At 63.4% G+C, this 19,624-nt stretch carries 11 protein-coding genes and 1 pseudogene; 8 read left to right on the top strand and 4 right to left on the bottom strand.

Annotated features, from left to right (window positions below; all coding sequences use genetic code 11):
• Nucleotides 1-28 precede the first annotated feature (28 nt).
• The 5 genes from CR157_RS17240 to CR157_RS17220 all read left to right on the top strand — a co-directional run bounded on the left by CR157_RS17240 (nucleotide 29) and on the right by CR157_RS17220 (nucleotide 12,366).
• Complete coding sequence (locus CR157_RS17240; protein WP_110284774.1) at nucleotides 29-1,195, top strand: AAA family ATPase; 1,167 nt, start codon at nucleotides 29-31, stop codon at nucleotides 1,193-1,195.
• A complete protein-coding gene (locus CR157_RS17235) occupies nucleotides 1,192-1,632 on the top strand; it encodes a hypothetical protein (protein ID WP_110284773.1) in 441 nt (146 codons plus the stop codon). The genes CR157_RS17240 and CR157_RS17235 overlap by 4 nt, the downstream gene beginning before the upstream one ends.
• Before the next feature lie 70 nt (nucleotides 1,633-1,702).
• Nucleotides 1,703-3,601, top strand: coding sequence for a DUF262 domain-containing protein (locus CR157_RS17230; protein WP_110284772.1), 1,899 nt, complete (start codon nucleotides 1,703-1,705; stop codon nucleotides 3,599-3,601).
• Nucleotides 3,602-3,637: 36 nt separating this feature from the next.
• The gene (locus CR157_RS17225) at nucleotides 3,638-10,273 is read left to right on the top strand and encodes a DEAD/DEAH box helicase (RefSeq protein WP_110284771.1); all 6,636 of its coding nucleotides are present in this window, start codon (nucleotides 3,638-3,640) and stop codon (nucleotides 10,271-10,273) included.
• A gap of 2 nt (nucleotides 10,274-10,275) precedes the next feature.
• Nucleotides 10,276-12,366 (top strand): UvrD-helicase domain-containing protein, encoded by a 2,091-nt coding sequence (locus tag CR157_RS17220; protein ID WP_110284770.1) that lies wholly within the window; start codon nucleotides 10,276-10,278, stop codon nucleotides 12,364-12,366.
• Between the two features lie 203 nt (nucleotides 12,367-12,569).
• Here the strand turns inward: CR157_RS17220 and CR157_RS17215 are convergent.
• A pseudogene (locus tag CR157_RS17215) lies at nucleotides 12,570-12,941 on the bottom strand (transposase); the annotation flags it as partial.
• Nucleotides 12,942-13,111: 170 nt separating this feature from the next.
• Nucleotides 13,112-14,212, bottom strand: coding sequence for a DNA-binding protein (locus CR157_RS17210; RefSeq protein ID WP_110284769.1), 1,101 nt, complete (start codon nucleotides 14,210-14,212; stop codon nucleotides 13,112-13,114).
• Between the two features lie 103 nt (nucleotides 14,213-14,315).
• Between CR157_RS17210 and CR157_RS17205 the strand changes: the two genes are divergently transcribed.
• Nucleotides 14,316-14,906: a hypothetical protein gene (locus CR157_RS17205; protein WP_110284768.1), complete on the top strand. Its 591-nt coding sequence runs from the start codon at nucleotides 14,316-14,318 to the stop codon at nucleotides 14,904-14,906.
• 321 nt (nucleotides 14,907-15,227) lie between these two features.
• Here CR157_RS17205 and CR157_RS17200 read toward each other — a convergent pair whose 3' ends face one another.
• Nucleotides 15,228-15,662, bottom strand: coding sequence for a hypothetical protein (locus CR157_RS17200; protein WP_110284767.1), 435 nt, complete (start codon nucleotides 15,660-15,662; stop codon nucleotides 15,228-15,230).
• A 509-nt stretch (nucleotides 15,663-16,171) separates the two neighbouring features.
• Here CR157_RS17200 and CR157_RS17195 point away from each other — a divergent pair.
• Together CR157_RS17195 and CR157_RS22385 are read left to right on the top strand one after the other, a co-directional pair.
• The gene (locus CR157_RS17195; RefSeq protein WP_110284766.1) at nucleotides 16,172-16,963 is read left to right on the top strand and encodes a hypothetical protein; all 792 of its coding nucleotides are present in this window, start codon (nucleotides 16,172-16,174) and stop codon (nucleotides 16,961-16,963) included.
• 197 nt (nucleotides 16,964-17,160) lie between these two features.
• Nucleotides 17,161-18,093 (top strand): hypothetical protein, encoded by a 933-nt coding sequence (locus CR157_RS22385; protein WP_146218720.1) that lies wholly within the window; start codon nucleotides 17,161-17,163, stop codon nucleotides 18,091-18,093.
• Here the strand turns inward: CR157_RS22385 and CR157_RS17185 are convergent.
• Nucleotides 17,983-18,836 (bottom strand): IS5 family transposase gene (locus CR157_RS17185; protein WP_258364213.1). Its coding sequence is split into 2 segments (ribosomal slippage): nucleotides 17,983-18,480 and nucleotides 18,483-18,836, totalling 852 coding nucleotides; the frame shifts between segments, so codons are not numbered across the junction. The two genes, CR157_RS22385 and CR157_RS17185, sit on opposite strands and share 111 nt — an antisense overlap.
• Nucleotides 18,837-19,624 lie beyond the last annotated feature (788 nt).

The following is a 19,624-nucleotide window of genomic DNA, read 5'->3' as shown; positions in this document are numbered from 1 at the left end:
TGATCATCGAACGAAGAGCGCAGCCGACATGACACAGCTAAGCGTCGAACACCTGGCCCAGATCGACCGTGCCAAGGTCGAGTTTGGCGACCTAACCCTGCTGGTGGGGCCCCAGGCCAGCGGCAAGAGCGTCTTCCTGCAGCTCTTCAAGCTGCTGCAGGATCACGGCCCCATCGTGAAGACGCTCAAGCGCTACGGCTACAGCTACGAAGCCGATGCTCACGGTGAGAACGGCGACCCGCTGCTGACCCTGATGTTCGGCGAGGGCATGGGCGGCATCTGGGGCGACCAGACCCGGGTGGCGCTGGACGGTGAGGCAGTCGAGCTCAACGCCCTGCGCGGCGGCAATGCCCGCGAGGAGGAGTCGGTATTCTTCGTGCCGGCCCAGCGGGTGCTGACACTGGATCAGGGCCGACCCCGCAGCTACGAGAGCTTCGAGGCGCTGGACCCCTTCGTGGTCAAGAGCTTCAGCGAGAAGCTGCGCCGCCTGATGGAGCAGGGCCTGGGCGGCAAGGACAACCAGCTGTTCCCGATCAAGAGCCGCCTCAAGGAGGTGCTGCGTGAGCGTATCGACGCCAGCATCTTCCACGGCGCTCGCGTCTCCCAGCAGGTCCATGACCTCAAGAAACGCATCGTCATCAACGTCGGCGAGGCTACGCTGCCCTATATGGCCTGGTCGGCCGGGCAGCGCGAGTTCATGCCGCTGCTGTTCAGCCTCTACTGGTTGATGCCCTCCGCGGGGGCGGCACGCCGCAAGGGCGTGGACTGGGTGATCATCGAGGAGCCGGAGATGGGCCTGCACCCCCAGGCCATTCAGTCGGTGCTGTTGATCTGCCTGGAGCTGATGCACCGCGGCTACAAGGTGGTGATCTCCACTCACTCGCCGCTGCTGCTGGAGGCCGCCTGGGCGATCCGTACCCTGCAGCAGCACGGCGGCGTGGATGACCTGCTGGAACTCTTCGACCTGCCCAACTCGCCGGGCATGCGCGAGGTCTTCGGCTCGGTGCTCAATGACAAGACGCTGCGCAGCTTCTACTTCCACTCGGAGGCCACCGGTGGCGTCAACACGCGGGATATCTCCTCCCTCGACCCCCTGGATGACGACGACCTGGTCGCCGACTGGGGCGGCCTCACCCTGTTCAGCAGCCGCGCCTCCGAGGTGATCAGCCGGGTGATGCAGGGGGGCGATGAATGAGCCTGCAGGATACCTTTCCCGAGGCGGTAGAGACTGACCTGGGAAATGGCGCCCATCGCCCGGGCCTCCAGGCGCTGAAGGCAGAAGACCGTAAACGGGTGTCGCTGCGTGACTCACGTCAGTGCCACGGCAGCGCCGATATCGACAAAGCCATGGCCCGCACCCAGCCCAACGCCGCCCGCTGGGACTATGTGGTGGCCCATGACGCCACCCTGCACTTCATCGAGGTGCACCCGGCCCACACCTCGGCGGTTTCCGAGATGCGCAACAAGAAGACTTGGCTGCAGCAGTGGCTGCGAACCGCCGCCCTCCGTGAGTTGAAGCCACACCGGTTCCACTGGATCGCCTCCGGCAAGTACGCCATTACACCCGGCAGCAAGCAGTCACGCGCCCTGGCACAGCTGGGGCTCAAGCCGGAGAAGCGGCTGACGTTGTAGCCATTGGCAGCCTGCACTGTCGGGCCGCGAATATTTCGAGAACACGACGGGAATTGAGGTACTGCTCAACATGGATGCCAAGGCACGAGACCTGAACCAGATATTCGACTCGACCATATCGTTCCAGATTCCGCTGTTTCAGCGTCCCTACGTCTGGCGAGAGGAGCAGAACTGGGCGCCGCTGTGGGAGGATATCCAGGGCCTGATGGATCACCGGCTGCGTACCCAGAAGTCGCGTACCCATTTCCTGGGCGCGGTGGTGCTGGAGCAGATGCGCAATGTGGCCGGTTCCATCGAGACTCACCAGGTGATCGATGGCCAGCAGCGTTTCACTACCCTGCAGATCTTCATGATCGCCGCCCGTGATATCTGTCACCAGCTCGATAGCGGCAAGTACTACGAACGCTTCGCCGACCTGGTAGGCAACAAGGCCAGCAAGGTCGATTTCGAGCACGAGCGCTACAAGGTGTGGCCGACCAACAGTGACCGTGAGGCCTTCAAGCTGGTGCATGGGGTGGGGGGGCTGGAGCCCCTGGAGCAGCGTCTCCAGGAGCAGCCCAAGCTTCATGAGCAGAATCAGCAGGTCATCGATGGTTACCGCTACTTCTACCGGCAGCTGGCCCTTTGGCTCCACGGTGAGCTGGATGAGAAGCCTGGTGAAGAGGCGCCGGACCTGGATGAGCGGCTCGATGCCCTGTGGCAGGTGGTGAGCAACGCGCTGCAGGTGGTGGTGATCAACCTGAGCGATGACGATGAGTCACAGGTGATCTTCGAGACCTTGAACGCCCGGGGCACCCAGCTGCTGCCTGCGGACCTGATCAAGAACTACCTGTTTCGCCGGGCGCAGTCCGAAGGGCAGGATATCGAGTCGCTCTACGAGCAGCACTGGAAGGCCTTCGATGCCAAGTTCTGGCGCAAGGAGGTCAAGCAGGGGCGTACCAAGCGCCCGCGCATCGACCTGTTCCTCCAGCACTACCTGGCATTGATGCTCAGGGAGGACGTGCGCAGCGCCCACCTCTTCGAGGCCTTCAAGGAGTATGTCGTCGCCCTGGAGGAGGGAGAAAAAGGCTCTGAGCTGACGGCCCAGCCCAACAGCATCGAATCCCACCTGCAGTCGCTGTCTCGCTACGCCCGCGCCTTTCGCAAATTCGCGGAGCCAGAGGCCGGCTTACGCCTGGCCACCTTCCTGGATCGTCTGCAAGCGGTGGATACGGCCACCGTCTACCCGCTGTTGCTGCTGGCCAGTGACCAGCTGCTGCCTGCCGATCAGGGAGAGTTCGACCGGGTGCTGGTGGTGCTGGAGTCGTTCCTGGTGCGGCGCATGATCTGCTGCATGACGACCAAGAACTATAACCGGCTGTTTATCGATGTCATCAAGGCGCTGGACAGGCGGGGCAAGATCACGGCCCAGATCCTGCAGGAGGTGCTCCAGGCCAACGAGGGTGACAGCGTGCGCTTCCCGACCGATGACGAGCTGCGCCAGAGCATCCTGAACACGCCGATCTACAAGCACCTGGCGCAGTACAAGATCCGCGCCGTACTGGGAGCGATCGATCTCGCCCAGGAGGACCGCAAGAGCGAGGCGCTACCGCTGCCAGACAACCTCACCATCGAGCACATCATGCCGGTCAAGTGGCAGGCAAGCTGGCCGATGCCCGAGGACGTGGCGGCCGACCCGGAGAAGCGCCTGGCCTTCAACCAGGAGAGAAATCGCCAGCTGCATACGCTCGGCAACCTGACGTTGATCACCGGCAGTCTCAACCCTTCGCTTTCGAACGCCTCCTGGGACCAGAAGCGCCCGGAACTGTGCAAGTACAGCAAGCTGAACCTCAATCGCTACTTCCATCCGCCCAAGGAAGGCGAGTCGGATGCTCTGCGGGAATGGAATGAGGCAACCATCGAGCACAGAGGACAGGCCCTCTACCAGACGGCGAGGTCGATCTGGCCTTACCAGATTGGCGGAAGCTGAGCGCCTTCCCGTAACACGGACAAGTGAGGAGACGGCATGCTGCCCGCTACATTGGCCCAGGAAGTCCGCAAGCAGGTGCTGCACTACCTGCAGGCCACCTTCCGCCTGCGCAACAATGCCACCGAGAAGGCCCTGGAGGCCTTCTTCAACGACCCGGAAAACGGCCTCTTCAAGGGCCCCTGGGTGCAGGTACGCCGGCCATTCCGGCTGGATTCGGGGGATATCTCCGGCCTGTTCGATATCGAGATTCCCTATGTGCCGTTCCGCCATCAGGCGACCAGCTGGCGCCGCCTGACCACCCGTGGAGGCAACCAGCCGCTGCATACGCTGGTCACCACCGGCACCGGCTCGGGCAAGACGGAATGTTTCCTCTACCCGGTGCTGGATCACTGCCTGCGGATGCACGAGGCGGGCAAGCGCGATGGCATCAAGGCGATCATTCTCTATCCGATGAATGCCCTGGCCGCGGACCAGGCGGGTCGCTTCGCCGAGGAGATCCTTAAGTCACCGCTGCTCAGCGACATGGTGGGCGGTGAGCCCAGGGCACGGCTGCGTGTGGGGCTCTATACCGGGCGCATGGCGTCATCATCCAGCAAGGAGGAGGGCGCCGAGCCGGGCACCTATGCCGAGCTGATAAGAGAGCCCGCCCAGGATGGCAGCGGTGAGTGGACCTACAAGGCGATCACCAACCGCGAGGCGATGCAGAAGGATCCGCCAGATATCCTGCTCACCAACTACAAGATGCTCGACTACCTGCTGCTGCGGCCCAAGGACGTCAGCATCTGGCGGCACAACCAGGCCGACCCGAGCCTGCTGCGCTATCTGGTGCTCGACGAGCTGCACACCTACGACGGTGCCCAGGGGGCCGACGTGGCCTGCCTGATTCGGCGCCTGAAGGAGCGCTTCTCGATTCGGCGTGGCCAGCTCTGCATGGTGGGGACCAGCGCCACCGTGGCCGGGGGCGATGACGAGAGCACGCTGGGGCCGCTGCACAAGCTGTGTCACTTCGCCAGCACCCTGTTCGAGGAGACCATCAGCGACGATGCGGTGATCCAGGAGGACCGCTACCGAGTCGACGAGGTGGTGCGCGTACCGGAGTTGGAGGTCGAGGCGCTGCCACCGGCGGAGGAGTGCGAGCCGCAGCATCGGGAAGATGCCGTTCACTACGCCTATCGCATGGCCTCGCTGTTCGGCGGGCCGACTCACCCGGTCGAAGCCGATGATCCGCGCTGGGCAGAGTGGACACCGCACTATTCCAAGCTGAAGGCCTCTCTCGCCCAGCTGGATGACCCTACCCGCTGGGGCGTGGCGCTGGGCGAGTGGATCCGTCGGCACCCGCTGTTCCAGAAGCTGCTGGTGGCCACCCAGGAGGCGCCGGCCCACTGGCTGGAACTGCTGCGCGAGCTGGCGCGAGAGGACTTCTCCTTCCGTTCGGTTGGCGACCTGACCCAGCGGGGCGAGGTGCTGATGGCGTTCCTGGCGCTGGTGGCCCAGGCGCGCGAGCTGCGCAGCGGCAAGGCCTTCCCGCTGGTACCCACCCAGGTGCAGCTGTGGCTGCGCGAGCTGCGGCGTATCGGTGCCCTGGTCCACGAGGATCCGGCCTTTGCCTGGCTGGATAACCCGCCCCCCGAGGGGCGCCACCAGCTGCCGGTGGTGCACTGCACCGAGTGCGGCGATCTGGCCTGGGTCGGACTGCGTGACCTGGATGCCGATGCCGCCATCGAGCAGCACGGCGTGCGCGGCATGCAGCTGGCCGATGAGGTGCCGCCCATCTACGAGGCCTGGGGCTTCGAGGGGCAGCCCAAGCCGACGCTGGTGATGCTGAGCCCCTGGCGCGAGGGCGATGATCCGGTCAGCGCCAGTGGGCAACAGGAGCTGGAGGGGCTGCGTTGGCACCTCGCACCCGGCTCGCTGGTGCTGCGCGAGGGGCCGGGGCCTTGTCCGCTGACCGAGGAGCGTACCTTCCCGGTGAAGGTCGTCCACGAGCACGACCACCGCAACAACGGCCAGCGGATCGGGGTGCGCCGCTGCCCGCACTGCCGCACCCTGGATAGCCTGATGTTCATCGGTAGCCGGGCGGCCACCATCGCCAGCGTGGCCATCGACGAGGTGTTCGGCTCGGTACTCAACAGCGATCCCAAGCTGCTGGCCTTCACCGACAGCGTGCAGGATGCCAGCCACCGGGCGGGCTTCTTCTCGGCGCGTACCTATCACTTCACTCTGCGCACGGCCCTGCAGCACCTGATCGATGACGCCGGAGAGACGGGTGTGCCCCTGCAGGAGGTGGGGGAGCGGCTGCTGGCGTACTGGGCCGAGCCGGAGCCCGGGCGGCCTGGCAAGATGAAGGAGTCGATGGCGACGCTGATCCCGCCGGATCTGCGGGAGTACGAGCCCTATCTGAACTATCGGGACGCGCTCGATCCAGATGCCTTGCCGCCGAGGGAGCTGTTCGATGAGGTGGCCCAGCGCCTCACCTGGGAAGCGACCAGCGAGTTCAGCCTGATGCTGACCCATGGCCGCACCATGGAGAGCCATGCCAGTGCGACCCTCGGCTGGGAGCCGGGCCGCATCGATGACACCCTGGTGGCGCTGCGGCAGCGTTTCCCCCGCATCAGCCCACGCCTTGAAGAGCTGAGCGACGAGGCGCTGCGGCTCTGGGTGCTGGGCATGCTGCACCGGCAGCGCGAACGGGGTGGTCTGCATCACCCCTACCTGAGCAGCTATGCCCGCCAGAACTACTGGAGCAAGTACCCCTTCGGCAAGGTGGTCAAGGGGCGTGAGACCTACCCGCCGCATGGGCGCTATCAACCCCGGCTATGGACGACCCACCCCGACAAGCACCACGACCATATGCTGGTGCCGCCGCGCGATGGCCAGATGCAGCCCTGGCAGCTGGTATGGGCGAGGCGTGTGCTGCAACTGCCAGGGGTGGACGACGCCACCCTGGTCGACCTGCTGGCCGCCTTCCTGGAGGCCGGAGAGAGCGCCGGCCTGCTGCGTAGGCTGCATCAGGACGGCGACAAGGCGTGGTATGCAATCAGCGATGCGGCAGCCCGGCTGCTGCCGAGCGGAGAGAAGCTGCGCTGCGACAGCAGCGGTTACTACCTCTATCGTCCCCCTGAAGAGGCTTCGCTGTGGCGAGAGGCCCCGAGCCTCTCCTACCAGGATGCCACTGGAAGATACCGCCCCGCGGAACTGAGTGAGCGCGAGAACTACTACCGGACGCGTTATCGCAAGGGCGCCCTGCGCCGTGTGTTTGCCCATGAGCACACAGGGCTGCTGGATACGCCGGAGCGGGAGGGGCTGGAGTCCAGCTTCAACGATGGCAGTCATGCCGATGACCCCAACGTGCTGACCGCCACCTCCACCCTGGAGATGGGCATCGACATCGGGGATCTCTCGACCACCATGCTCTGTTCCATTCCGCCCAGCGCCGCGAGCTACCTGCAGCGTATCGGGCGGGCAGGGCGCAAGACGGGCACGGCCCTGATCCTCAGCGTGATCAATCAGCGTCCCCACGACCTGTTCTTCTACGCCCGACCGGAAGCGCTGCTGGCGGGTGAGATCGAGCCGCCGGGCTGCTGGCTGGATGCCAGTGCGGTGCTGGTACGTCAGTATCTGGCGTTCTGCTTCGATCAGGCGGTGCGCGAAGGCGTGCTGACTGACCTGCCCGGCACCGGCAAGCAGCTGGTCGATGAAGTCATCCAGAATCGCGCCGGGCATATCCCGCGGCTACTGGCGTGGATGCTGGAGCATGAGGCGGCACTTCAGCAGCGCTTCATGGCACGTTTCGCCCAGGATGCCAGGGACGACACCCGCGAGCGTTTCCTGGGGGAGTCGCGCACAGAGCGGCTGCGAGAGGCCATCGAGCGAGCCGCCAGCGAGTTCCAGCTGCAACGTCAGCTGCTGGATAACGCCCGCAAGCGCCTGCGTGACCAGAAGAACAAGCTGGAGCCTGCGACGGAAGAGATCGACAGGGCCGAGATCGAGCACGAAGAGCGCATCCTGCGCGCCCGCCAGCGCAAGCTGAACGAGATCGGTGCGCTGGAGGTGCTGACCGAGCATGGCCTGCTGCCCAACTACGCCTTTCCGGAGCGTGGGGTGCGCTTCTCCGGTTCCATCTACCGTCGCCGCCCCAAGGGCGAAGATGGCGAAGTGATCGAGACCCGACCACCTATCGAACTGGTGCGTTCGGGATCACAAGCCATCCGGGAGTTGGCGCCCGGTAACCACTTCTACACCCACAGCCACCGCTTCGCCGTCCAGCAGATCGAGCTGGGTTCGCGCAACCAGCCGCTGATGGGCGAGTGGGCCATCTGTGGCCGCTGTGGCCATATGCGCCACGCCGCCGAGGTCCAGCGTCCCGAGGCGGTGCCGGCCTGCCCGCAGTGTGGCCACGATGGGCCGGAGAGCCAGACTGACCTCGGTCAGAAGCGTAACTTCCTGCAGTTCGCCCGCTCCCAGGCCGTCTCCTACATGGAGTACTACGACAGCCTCTCCGCCGACAAGGGTGAGGAACGCGAGAACGAGCGCTATCAGCTGGTGACCTCCTTCGACCAGACGGTGGAGCAGGCCAGTGGAGCGGTGGGCAACGATGCTGAGCCGTTCGGCATCGAATACCGCTCGGCCATGGTGCTCAGGCAGGTCAACGCCGGCTATCAGGATCAGCACCGTGACCTCGCCTTTGGCCAGGAGAAGGTCTCCTCCGAAGGATTTCTTATCTGTGGGGATTGCGGCATGGCCGCCGAGCCCGGGCAGGGCCCCGCGCAGGTACGCCATCGTCGCAGCTGTTCCGGGCATCGCGAGAGCCAGCGTCGCCACCGCGAGGGGCGCAGGGATGATGCCTACGATTGGAAGCATGTCTTTCTCTATCGTGAACTGCGCTCCGAGGCGGTTCGCCTGCTGCTGCCCGACGTGGAGCCGGAAGACGTGGCCACGCTGGAGGCCGCCATCTATCTGGGCATGCGGCTGCGCTTCCAGGGCGATCCCGGCCACCTGCTGGTCCAGCAGCAGGTCATCCCCAACCTGCAGCTGGGAGTGACCCAGCATTACCTGGTGCTGATGGATGCAGTACCGGGGGGCACAGGCTTCCTCAAGGCGCTGTTCCAGGAGGTGGACGACCAGGGCCGTGCGGGCGAGGGCGTGATGGATGTGCTTCGGCGTTCTCTTGCCGCGCTGGAGCACTGCCCCTGCCGTGAGCTGCACCAGACGGAAGACGACACCGATGGCTGCTATCGCTGCCTGCGCACCTACCACCTGCAGTACCGCGCCGACCAGATCAGCCGCGAGCAGGGCATCCGGCTATTGCGTCGGCTGATCGCGGCTGGCGAGAGTCGCGAGTCCAAGCGGGAGTTGGACGAGATCAAGCCCCGGGCCATGTTCGGCAGCGTGCTGGAGAAGCGCTTCGTCAATCGTCTGCGCGACTGGGTAGTGGAGCGTGGCAGGGAGGATGACTGGCGCGAGGTCTTGATCGGCGGCACCCGCGGGTTCGAGTTCACCCTGGGTGACGGCCGCGTCTGGTCGCTGCAGCTTCAGCCCCTGCTGGGCAGTGCCCAGGGGGTGTCGGTGGGCTGCCAGCCCGACTTCCTGCTGCGTCCTGACGATGATATCTGCCGGCCGATCGCCCTCTTCCTGGATGGCTTCGAGTTCCATGTGAAGCCCCATGAAGCCGAGTCACGCCTGGCCGACGACTTCCTCAAGCGCCGAGCCATCCTGGAGAGCCAGCGGTACTGGGTCTGGTCGCTGAGCTGGGACGATCTTGATCAGCCGGAGGGTGATCGCTTCCGGTTCCTGTCCGCCTGGATGACCGACGATGTGCTGCTCAAGTGGCGCAGCAAGATGGAATCGTCCTTGCCTCAGGTGAGCGCTGCTACCGGTGATGCCTTCACCCAGCTCAAGGGGTTCCTGATGTCGCCCAGGGCTGACGGGTGGCAGCGCTTCGGCCAGGTGGTAGGAGGCTTCGCGTTGATGCGCCTGGCCAGCAGCGGCATCGGGCAGGACGCCAGCCTGTTCAACTCCGCCCTCGGGATGTGGCGCGCGGGCTATTCGGCACCGCCTCTGGGCAGAGAGGATCGCGGTGACTGGGCCTGGATCGCCCAGAGGCTGGCCTTGAGCGACGACCTGATGGTGTATGGCCTCGGCCAGGAGCTGCTGCTCAACGATTACACCAACCTGACGGTCGAGCTGCGCCTGGGCGACAGCGAGCAGGAGCGCAGCGCGGAGGAGACCTATCGCCTGCGCTGGCGCCGTTTCCACGCCCTGGCCAACTTCTTCCAGTTCCTGGAGCGGATGCTCGTCTTCACCACCTCCGAGGTCGAGAGCGGTGTGATCGCCGAGCCTACGCTGATGCCGGAGGTGAGCCTGGACGACCAGTGGCAGGAGGTCGTCGAGGAGACGCTCTCTTCCCTCGAGAAGCTGGTGAGACAGATGGCGGCCCGAGGCTGTGAATTCCCCGAGGTGGAGCACTACAGCGATGACCTGGGAGATGAGCCCTTTGCCGAGCTTGCCTGGCCGGAGGCGACGCCTCCCGTGGCCCTGCTGGTGGGTGACCAGGCCAGCTTCGCCGCCAAGTGGCGGCAGGCCGGCTGGCGAGTGATCACCGATGGCGATATGCAGGCTCGCGGTGAGGAGTGGTGCATCGAGCAGCTGCCGAAACGCAATTCAGGAGAGTGACCATGGCGAAGATGATGCTGCACCGGGACGTGCTGAAGAACTTCGGCAAGTTGCCGGCCAAGGTACAGAAGAAAGTGGTGGAGCTGACCCAGAAATTCGAGGAGGACAGCACCCAGGCCAGCATCCACCTGGAGCCGATCAATGCGGCCAAGGACAGCAAGGTGCGCAGCGCCCGTGTGGGTCTGGAGTATCGCGCCATCGTGATTGCCCCCGAGAAGGGCGATACCTTCCTGCTGATGCATATCGATCACCATGACGAGGCCTACCAGTGGTGCTTGAACAAGCGCTTCGAGGCCCACCTGGCGCTGGGCACCTTGCAGGTGTTCGATGTGGAGGAGGCTCAGCGCTCCCTCCAGGCGGCGGAGCCGGAAGGGGCTGAGGCCGCCACTGCCGAACCCTCTACGGCACTTCCGGATTATGTCCTGCAGGAGCTGACCGACGACGAGCTTTTCCAGGCCGGTGTGCCTGAGGCGCTGATCCCGGCGGTTCGGGCAGTGCGCAGTGACGATGATTTCGAGCGCCTGGCCGACTACCTGCCCCCTGAGGCGGCCCAGGTACTTTTCGGGGTGGCCTCGGGCATGCCCCTGGATGAGGCCATCAACGAGATGCTGGGAGCGCTCGACGAGATAGAGAAGCCGACTGGACCCGGTGACTTCAGCCACCTGGCCGAGATCACCAACATGGATCTGGTGCTGGTACAGGGCGAAGAGCACCTGCGCGAGATTCTCAGCGAGGATATCGAGGAGTGGCGGGTATTTCTGCACCCCTACCAGCGCAAGCTGGTGGAGTGGCACACCCGCGGGCCAATGAAGGTCTTCGGGGCAGCCGGTACCGGCAAGACCGTGGCCCTGATGCATCGCGCAGCCTGGCTGGCGCAACGTTGCAGCGGTGACGAGAAGGTGCTGCTCACCACCTTCACCACCAACCTCTCGGTCACCATCAAGGGGTTGATGGAGAAGCTGGCGCCGAGCGTCATCGATCGCATCGAGGTGACCAACCTGCATCAGCTTGCCAGGACGATCTGTGCGCGCGCCCAGTGGCAGGGGAAGATCGCCGAAAAGGAAGACCTGCAAGCCGTCTGGCAGAAGGTCATGGCAATGCCGGCCGCGTCCGAGCTGGAATTCACGCCAGAGTTTGTCCGCGACGAGTTCGAGCAGATCATCGACCCCATGGGCATTACCACCGAGGAGGAGTACCTCACCGTGGTGCGCTCTGGCCGCAAGCCGCTTCGGCGCAAGCAGCGCAAGGCGCTCTGGAAGGTTTTCATCGAGGTGCGCCGTCAGTTCTCCGGCCGCAATCTGCTGACCTTCGACGGCCTGATTCACAAGGCCCGAGAGGTGGTGGAGTGCGGTGAATTTCCAAGCTACCGCCACGTGCTAGTCGACGAGATCCAGGACTTCAGCCTGGAGGCCCTTCGCCTGGTCGCCAGCATCAGCCCCATCGCTCAGGAGTTGGATAACCCGCTTTGCGTGGTGGGCGATGGCCACCAGCGCATCTACAACCCGGTGGCCGTGCCGCTTGGCCGTGCCGGCATCGAGGTGCGTGGTCGCTCGCGTCGTCTGAAGATCAACTATCGCACCAGCGAGGAGATCCGTGACTGGGCCCACGCTGCCCTGGAGGGTGTGGAGGTCGACGACCTGGACGGCGAACAGGCCATCACCCAGGGGGATCGCTCCATCTTCCATGGCCCCGAGCCGCAGCTTGTGACCTGCAGCGATGACGATGAGGTGGCTAGCGCCGTGGTGTCGTGGGTGATGGGGCTTACCGAAAGTGGTCAGCTCAAGACCCACGAGATCTGCCTGACCCCGATCAACTCTCGTGTGATCAGTGCCCTTCAGTCGAACGGCTTTGCTACGGTGGAGCTGAAGGCGCGCCAGGCCGACCCTGGCCAGGAGGAGAGTGGGGTTCGCTTCGGAACCAAGAAGCGCATCAAGGGCCTGGAGTTCAAGGCCGTGGCGATTCTCGATGCCGGCAGTCGCGATAGCCTTTTGGACCGCCTTGAAAACTATGTGGCAGCAACTCGTGCCAGGCAGCAGCTTCTGGTCATCAACCGGCCTGCCAAAGAGCAACCTGAGAGCGAGGGTGATTCTTGAATCAGACGGCAAGTATTCACCAGAGGGTTCTGGAGGAAGCCGCTAGCCTGCGTGAACTTGATGACAAGTTGACCAGCGTGAGGGCGGCGCGCCAGGTGCAAGAGTTCATTCAGGGAGACCGATTGGCGCTGCTGGTACAGCGCGCCCAGGTGCTCTGCGACGAAGCGAGCGACGAGGATCGACTGCTGCTGGCTGACGTACTAACCGGCATCGATACGGACCCGAACCTTGGCCCCAAGGGCCTCGTTGACCCGCCGCACCAGGTGCGGAATCCAGGTATTGGCGTTCTCGGCCGGACCGGCGTTACCCTCGCGCAGCAGGCCGCCCAGCATATCGCCGGTCTCAGCCAGCGACGCGATCAGCGGCGAGTAGCTCCGCGCGCCGACATGGCCGAGGTAGGCCGAGCCGCCCTGGTGGCCGTGTACCTGGATCGGCAGGCCGTCGATATCCAGGGTCAGGTGCTTGGGACGTTCGCCGCCATTCAGCGAGGTCAGTCGCCAAATCGCCAGTCGGAGCAGGCCCTCATGCAGGATATCGATGTTGTCGTCGCGGCCCAGGCACGCCAGAAGCCGGGACGCCCTTCCACCTGGCAATGAAGTCAGTGACAGCAGCGGAATCGGCAATGGGCGTGGCAATGGCATCCATGCGGGGCTCCCTGGGCAGTGCGTTTTCGTTTGCAGCCATCCTTCCACCTGAAGGGAGCAGGACGACGCCTTCCATGGGAGACCCGGAGGGAAGCGAGGAGTTAGTCGATTCCCTCGCCCCCATCCTGAAGGCCCAGCTGGCGCTGGCAATTGCCGAGTTCGCGATAGAGCTGACGCACCTGGTCCTGTTGCGCCAGCAAGCGGCCGTTGAGCTCCGACGCGGAATGTTCAGTGTCCCGGAGACGAACAGCCTGTTCTTCCTTCTCTGCTCTACACTCCTGCAAAGCTTCGTCACGGAGCGCAAGTGTGGCTTCCAAGCGAGACACGGCCCGCTGAGCGTCCTGAAGGGCCACTGCGTTTGACGATGCGGACTCTTCCGCGGTACGAGCGGATTGCCGGGCTTCCGCAAGGCTCAGTTTGGTCTCCCGGACATCTTTCTCCAGTTGGTCGCAGCGGTCCTGGCTCACCATCAGACGATGACTGAGATCGTCCGCATGTTGTTGCAGATCATCGCGGTGCTGGCTCACTTTCGCCAGATTACTCAGGGCGTCACGCAGCTGGCGATCGAGCTGCTCTGATCGGGCGGTCAATGCTTTGAGCTCTTTGGCCTGCTGATTATTCTGCCAAAGGCGTTCCTGGCTCTGTTTTTCGCTTTCGGTGAGGGTGTTCCGAAGCTTGGCGATCTTCTCACCCTGAGCTTCAGTCTTGTCCCTCAACCGGCCTCTCTCCGCGGCAAGGCTATCGTAGCCTTCCATGAGCTCTCCGAAATCCTGCCGAATCTTCTCCAGCTCCCGCCGGGCTTCCAGAGCCTCTTGCTCTGCCGTGGCCCGAGCTTCATTGGCCTGGTCAGCGATAGCTTGTGCCGACTCTACTTCCTGGCGCCAGCTCGCCTCCCGTTCGTCGAGTACGCGTCGCTGCTCGGCTAGAGCGTTATCGGCTTCCTCCTTTGCGGTCTCCCAGAGCTTGGTCGCAAGGCGAGATGAGGCGCTGTAGATGCTCGAGGGCACGCTATTGGATGCGGCGTCTAGTCGCTCATCTGACGACCGCTGGAACTCCCAGGTGCGGAGGTACCGAGTGATGGTGGAAAGGGAGCCATGCCCAAGGCGCTGATAGATGCGCGTCGAGCTGGGTGTTACCCCTTCAGCCAGAAGAGCATCTGCGATCGCGTGGACGTCCTCGCGGTTGACCAGTTTGCGGGCCATGCTGTGAGTATCCTCGGTGTACCGTAGTTAGGTATATCGTAGTACAGTATATTCAGGCTATCAAGATGATCGGCAGCCTCGGGGCCGACGGACGGGAGGGGTAATGCGAATCGCCAAGATGGTGGCCACAACCACCCTAGCCCTAGCGATGGCAGGATGTGCAGGGAAGTACCCACTCGGTATGGATGAAGCCGAGTGGCTGGCGCTGCCGGCTGAAGAGCAGCTAGAGGCTCGTAAGCAGCAGGCAGCCTTAGATCAGGCACGGGCTCTGCAGCGAACTGAAGAAGCACGAACTCGAGCCGATGAAAAGCGACGGCAGGCAGCATCCAGGGTGTTAGCCCAGGCTCAGGCGGTGCCAGGTAGTCGCATCCAGTGTTTGCTGACCGGCGAGGTGAGGGCAGGGGGGCAATGGCGCCAGGCCAGCCCTGTATGGATGGACGTGGTGGTGGGATGGCCAGAGGAGGTGGCCATGACATCAAGGGATGGCCGGCTTACTCAGCTCGCCTACGCCGGTTTCGACGGCGTGACGATGCAAGTGTGTCCAACGGAACTCGACTTCGAGTGGCGAGCGGATGCCTGCGCCGAGGTGACTGGGACGCCACAGGCATACCGCAGTGGATTGTCCCGCGCCGTTCAGGTGGAGGGGCTTTGGCGGGGGCAGGCTCAGTGCGAGCTTCCCCTTGAGCATCACTGATAGGCTCTCAAGGCCGGGGTCACCATGACCCCGGCAATCAGGTCCGGTAGGTCACTCGCGAATAAACCCTGAGAGGTAGTGTTCGGCACAGTCCTCACAGAGGGGTCCATACTCGACGTCGATCACCGCGGGCTGGTCAGGATGATTCTCGCAGGTTGCCCCTGGCGCCGGCGTCATGTCATCCGGCCCTTCCTCATCATCCATCTCGTCTTCGTCTTCTCCCCGTGCCCAGGGGGAGGGAAACGTCTGGGGGTCGATACAGTCACCGAAGCTCACGCCCCGAGCCCCCACCACGCTGACGACCACCTCAGTGGGGTAACGCTAATCGGGGAAGCGTAGCTGGGCTTCAGGGGGCAGATGTGGCCAATACTGATCACCGATCCGGAGCAGGGCGGGGAAGTGCCAGTCATGGAACGCATCATCATTCCCAGGGGCGTATCCGGTCGGCATATCTGGAGCGGATTCGGCCACCAGGTTGGCGTGAGGGTAGTGCTGGAAGAACCCCGCGACATGGTGCGTGCCGACCAGCATGGATGCGGGCACATGCCAGTGTTCGCCTTGTGTCCGGGCCGCGAGGTAATCCTGAAGCCGGAAGAACACCCGGGGTGGGGAGGTGGGGTTCAGCTCTTGGGCCGCCAGACTCACGGCCTTCCCAACATGCTGGAGGATCACGCCCAGCAAGTTCGGGTACCCAAGGTGGATGCAGCGATCGAACAGCCTCTCCCGGTCCAGGATGATGGCCTCGGCATGAAGCATCGAGTTGTCGTCATCGCGCCAGTCGGAACTTTGGAAAGGCCGAAGGGGGGTGCGGGTTGGGTATGAGGCCCCATCTGACATGCGGCCCCAAGCGGCCGCAATCAGCTCACGACAGTGGGAGTGGCAAGGGCCTTCTGGCGCCCAGTTGCTTGCGGAGCGCCTTAGCGGCGGACTTCCTGAAGTCTATTGACATGAGTTTTCCTCCTCTGCGAGCGGCATTTTCGCTCCATGGCGCATGGATGGTTAGCAGTGCCCGGAGCATTGCCGGCAGCAGGAAAGGAGGTATGTCGACGTGCAGCAGTTGCCGTTTCGGGGCCATCACCCTGGTTGGCAGTCACTACGACCAAGAATAGGCGTCGTTGTGACAATCCGTCAAATTGCGAAGCCCTGGCAGGTGGCCTTGGAGGGCGCTTCGCTGATCCGTCCCAATCAGGCCTCCAAGGGCACTTGGGGACTGGGGAAGAGGAGAGCAGTAGCCTTAATCTGGCTCCATCTCAGGAGGAGTCACCATGACCGAACTTCAATCCCGTTCCATCAGCTCCCCCGGCAATGCGCACGTAGCCCGCGGGATGGCACAGCAACGCACCACGGAAGGGCTTCCCGCCCGCGTGCTGATCGTGAATGCCGATTGCTACCGAAACCCGAGAGTTCTCAACCTGCTGGGGCTGCGCGATGACCACGTGATCGTGTGCGGCCAGCTTGGCTCCATGCATCGCTGGGGCCACTTTCAGCACCCGGAAGCATCATTCCAGTGCCTGGTAGCGCCTGAAGGGGAGTCCACAACCGACACCGCGCTGGTCTTCCATGCTGGCGCTTTGCTGGCTCAGAACCCGCGCCTGAGACATGTCCCCTGGTTGATCGTCACACAGGACGAGACCCTGCAGTCCTTGCTTGCTTGCCTTCAGCACCGCCGTGTCAGGAGCTTGGGATTTCTCCCGTTGTATGAAGGGGCGCCTGAGGGCGTTACTGCCTATCGAACGGGTGATTCCAGCGATACTGGTCCTTCATCGGAAACTGAGCTTCTCAGAACGGAGCACAGGTCCCGGTCGGGATACGCACCGACCGCCCTTGGCCACGAGCTCGACCGCTTTATTCGAGAACAGGGTCTCACCTATCCCGTGAAGGGCACGCGTCTGCGAAGGGTTATCGAGGCCCATCCGTGCAGGCTGTCCGATAATTTTCACCGCGCCCTGGAGGAAGTGGTGACGCCTGGCAAAACAGTCACGGCCGCCATTCGCAAGCTGGCGAAGGTCAATGGCTTCGCCATCAGCAGTACCAAGGTCCTCGCCTTCAATGGTTGATGGTGCCCGCAATCGCCGCCCGCTGAGGTGTTCCGCATGCGGAACAACCGCGGCTACGCCCAATTCCTCCTGTCGCGGGGCCAGACCGCTGGGAGCCCCGACGCTTGGCCGACTTGCATCCATCTTATACCGTTACCATTCAACGCTGCCTATTAAGTTGCATGACGCGAGGGTAATGTATTCAGAGGAGAGCTGTCATGGAGCTCTTGGCCACCAAGTTATTTCAAGGTGATATCGAGGGGCGGGCAGCGTGCCTTGAGTACGCGGCTTACTTCGAGACGCTCCACGAGGATACTGGCGACGTCGATATCCATCTGTACTACTGCGACAGTGAGGGGGCGCCGACGGACCCGATCGGCACCTTCGTGATTCCCCTTCGTGACTTCGACTCGAGCTGGTTGGCTCGCTTCTGGTCTCTGTATCAGCGGAACAGAGAGTTTCGGGAGGGGGCCATTTCCTTCTACCGGATCGGTAACTACCAGCGACACCAGAAGCGTGTGCGAATCCCGCTACCGGGTGCGGGTGAGGAAACCAGTGTCGACGCTGCTATTGCAGAGGCCGTCTGGGCGCTGAATGCCCAGGGGTTTCACACGCTAGGTGCCTCTGCCGGGGGTGCCTTGTCACGTGCCTATGTTTCGTCGGAACATCTTCCGCCTGAACTGGAACAGGTGGCAGAGGCCGCTGGCTTCCGCGTGGCGAATGGCGTGATCCGTGTGGTGGTGCCCATGTCCCAGCCGGTCGCTGCCGAAGCGGGAGCGGATGCGTTCTGTCGGATGCTGAATGACTGGGCAGCCGGCAACCTCGCAGCCGGCAGGGAGTATGCCGGGTGGCAGCAGGCGATCCGTGTCTGCAATCTGATCCCGTTGCCCCAGGTACCCCAGCATCGGGAGCGATCAGAGGCTGTCACCCAACTGATCAAGAAGAGCCTCAAGGGCCAGGCGTCCTTCCAGGATTATGCCAAGTTGAGGTCTGGGCGTGACGGGTTCTCTCGGGCTACCACGGACGCGCTCATCGAGGAGCTAGGCTTTGTCCGAAAAGTCTGCTCGCAAGCAGCGGTCTATGCACGCCAGGCATACCATGGCTCTGAAGCTGCTGGCCAACTTGTCGTACCGCGTGCAGACCCGGCGTAGCTCTTTGACCCACCCGAAACAGCGCTCGATGATATTCCTGTCGCGATACCGGGGTTTGTCAAAGCCCCTCGGTGCACCAGGGCGTGCCTTGCGCTTCATTTTGCGCCTGGCAATGATGGGCTTCATCCGGTGTCGGTCGCAGTAGCGGCGAAGCGGATCGCTGTCATAGCCCTTATCCGCGACGATGAAACGGCACCGCTTGAGCGGTCTGCCTACGGGACCAGGTAAGTGGACGTGCTCCATGGTCGGGATGAAGAGCCGGGTATCCGAGTCCTGTCCCGGCGACAAGGTGAAGGTCAGCGGCCACCCATTTCGATCAGACACCATGTGTATCTTGGTCGTCAGCCCGCCTCGACTCCGCCCCAGGGCATGGTCTACGGGTTCTTGCTGCCCCCCTTTTTGCCGCCTCCAGAGGCGGCTCGGGTGGCACGGATCGACGTCGAATCAATCATCCATGTGTCCAGATCCATTAATCCATCTTCACGCAGCCGCAGCTGGAGGCGAGCCAGGATAGCCTCGAAGGTGCCATCATCGCGCCACTGGCGGAAGCGGTCATAGACCGTCTTCCAGGGGCCGTAGCGCTCCGGCAGATCGCGCCATTTGGCGCCTGAGCAAAGGATCCAGAAGATGCCGTTCAACACCTGACGGTCATCGCGGCGCGGCCGCCCCGTGGTCTGCGGCGGTGACACGATATCTTCAATGAGGGCCCAGCCCTTGTCAGAGATCTCGTAGCGTCCTGCCATGGGTCACCTATGCTGCTGAGGCATAGGTGACATTAGCAAATTCGAGTTTTCGGACAAAGCCTAGGGATGCGGTCGGTGCCTGGCACAGTGGAAGGCTTCGAGGATGGCGACGTCCGCAAGGTCCTCCGCTGGATGTGCCGCGGGCTTCCGGAGGGGATAGCTCTTCGGAAGATGGCCGTCGACAACGAGCTGACAGAACGTGCGCGAGAGAAGTCGAAGCGAGAAAAGGCAGCCACGGGAAGTAGTGCAGATAAGCAGTGAAGCATTGCAGGTGGAGGGTAAGCCCAGCTGTGCGGAGGCAGTGGAGAAGCTGCGCCGCCAGGCAGTGTATCTCGTGCGGTGCTGGTGTTCGTACGAATCAGCCTTTCCTGGCCAGTGCCACAACAGTGCCGTGGTTCCCCTGGAGCGCCCCACCGCCGACACCCGCGACATCACCCGCGCCGCGGTTCGCGGTCTCGATGCCCGTCGTCAGATTATGACGACGGGATGTTGTCGGCAATGGCTGACACTGAACGACGTGATGGCGCATCCCCAGCCTCCCACCGATGCCGCTACTCTGCTGAGGTCAACCTTGGAGGGTGTGCCATGAGCGAGAAGCGCTGCGTGTTTTCATTTCGCTCAACTGAGGTTGAGCTGTTACTCACGCAAGACCCAGTCACGAGGGAGTGGCTCGCAATCCTGAATTGGCATCTGGACGAGTCGCCAGATCCGAAGACTCACCCGATGCCACCACGCTCGACGAGCACGTGGCTTGGGGCTGCGCCCTGGACTGGGCGAGCCAGAAGATC

This window comes from Halomonas sp. LBP4, from assembly GCF_003202205.1.
In the GTDB taxonomy this organism is placed as follows: domain Bacteria; phylum Pseudomonadota; class Gammaproteobacteria; order Pseudomonadales; family Halomonadaceae; genus Halomonas; species Halomonas flagellata.
The sequence above is the reverse complement of the archived record's forward strand: the minus strand, read 5'-3'. Positions and strand labels throughout refer to the sequence as shown.

Bases quoted from the DNA above. Each gene is read 5' to 3' on its own strand.
- CR157_RS17240 (WP_110284774.1), top strand. From the start codon at position 29: ATGACACAGCTAAGCGTCGAACACCTGGCCCAGATCGACCGTGCCAAG.
- CR157_RS17235 (WP_110284773.1), top strand. From the start codon at position 1,192: ATGAGCCTGCAGGATACCTTTCCCGAGGCGGTAGAGACTGACCTGGGA.
- CR157_RS17230 (WP_110284772.1), top strand. From the start codon at position 1,703: ATGGATGCCAAGGCACGAGACCTGAACCAGATATTCGACTCGACCATA.
- CR157_RS17225 (WP_110284771.1), top strand. From the start codon at position 3,638: ATGCTGCCCGCTACATTGGCCCAGGAAGTCCGCAAGCAGGTGCTGCAC.
- CR157_RS17220 (WP_110284770.1), top strand. From the start codon at position 10,276: ATGGCGAAGATGATGCTGCACCGGGACGTGCTGAAGAACTTCGGCAAG.
- CR157_RS17210 (WP_110284769.1), bottom strand. From the start codon at position 14,212: ATGGCCCGCAAACTGGTCAACCGCGAGGACGTCCACGCGATCGCAGAT.
- CR157_RS17205 (WP_110284768.1), top strand. From the start codon at position 14,316: ATGCGAATCGCCAAGATGGTGGCCACAACCACCCTAGCCCTAGCGATG.
- CR157_RS17200 (WP_110284767.1), bottom strand. From the start codon at position 15,662: ATGCTTCATGCCGAGGCCATCATCCTGGACCGGGAGAGGCTGTTCGAT.
- CR157_RS17195 (WP_110284766.1), top strand. From the start codon at position 16,172: ATGACCGAACTTCAATCCCGTTCCATCAGCTCCCCCGGCAATGCGCAC.
- CR157_RS22385 (WP_146218720.1), top strand. From the start codon at position 17,161: ATGGAGCTCTTGGCCACCAAGTTATTTCAAGGTGATATCGAGGGGCGG.